Origin of the sequence: Mesorhizobium sp. M5C.F.Ca.IN.020.32.2.1, from assembly GCF_004023105.1 — a bacterium.
Classification (GTDB): Bacteria; Pseudomonadota; Alphaproteobacteria; order Rhizobiales; family Rhizobiaceae; genus Mesorhizobium; species Mesorhizobium wenxiniae.
The window spans coordinates 1-985 of the sequence record NZ_RZSX01001384.1; the positions used below are offsets into that span (position 1 = coordinate 1).

Genomic DNA, 985 nt, shown 5'->3' on the forward strand with positions numbered 1-985 from the left:
GGTCGGCATGGATCGACTTGGTCAACACGCCGGTGAGGCCGAACACCGCCGCCGACGTCGAAACCAGGATCATGCCAAGGGTGCGCTCGGCGGCGGTGTCGGTGGTGCCTGGCATGCTTAGGGATCCCGTTGTATCGCCAGACTATGCTGCCTTGTCCTGACACCGTACCGTCAGCAGGGGTTGCCGCACCGTTGCCGATGATCAGCACGGCGGCCGCGACGATCAGGCCACGGCGTACGCTACACGGGCGAAACCCTGCGCGGCGCTGCGCCAGCGGCGAGCTTGCGTTGGGGCAGGGGCTGGCAATGAAACCGCCGGATGCTAGCGCGCAAGAAATCCCTCTTGAAGGAGCGCGAAGTGAGAGGATTCCTGGTGGCGGGTGCTATGCTGCTTACAAGCGCGGTCAGCTCGCACGCTAATGACGGGGCGGAAGCCGTTCACCGTGACGGGCGAGGGCCGTCAACGATGTGCGATCTGACGGTTCTGACGCGCTGGATTTTTTCAGGCAGGTGAAGACATCCACTGCCCTTCATCGATCGGAACCTTCAACCCGCTTCGAATTGTTCGTTTCGGACGATGGGCTTACCCAGTGGGTGTTCACGCAGCCCTCCGAGGAGGCTTATCCCGCTGTGACGTGGAGGCGGCTTAGCAAGGTTGGCAGGGCCACTGGATCGCAAAACGGAAACTTCGCTGTGAAGCGGGCCGCCTTACCTGCGACAGGTTGGCTGCGGAGTTTGAGCGGCTCGACGAGCAGCTCCGACGCTCGCTGACAGATGGGAAATAGGGCATTCGTTCGAGGTCCCCCATCTGAGGGCCTGAAAGGATCGCACTGCCGATTGACAAGGCTCTGGTCAAGCCTGTTCCATCCCCGGCATGAATTACGACCGTTTCCTAGCTTGAAGACACCTTTCGCCGAGTTTTGCGACGGGCGAATGAAAATGACTGTCGAGGAGGGTTGGACATGGACGCCACCGGACTTAAGGC

The 985-nt window shown here is 61.2% G+C and carries 1 pseudogene; it reads right to left on the reverse strand.

Annotated features, from left to right (window positions below):
• Window positions 1-115, reverse strand: a pseudogene (locus EOA86_RS41025) (EamA family transporter); the annotation flags it as partial.
• Between the last annotated feature and the right edge of the window lie 870 nt (window positions 116-985).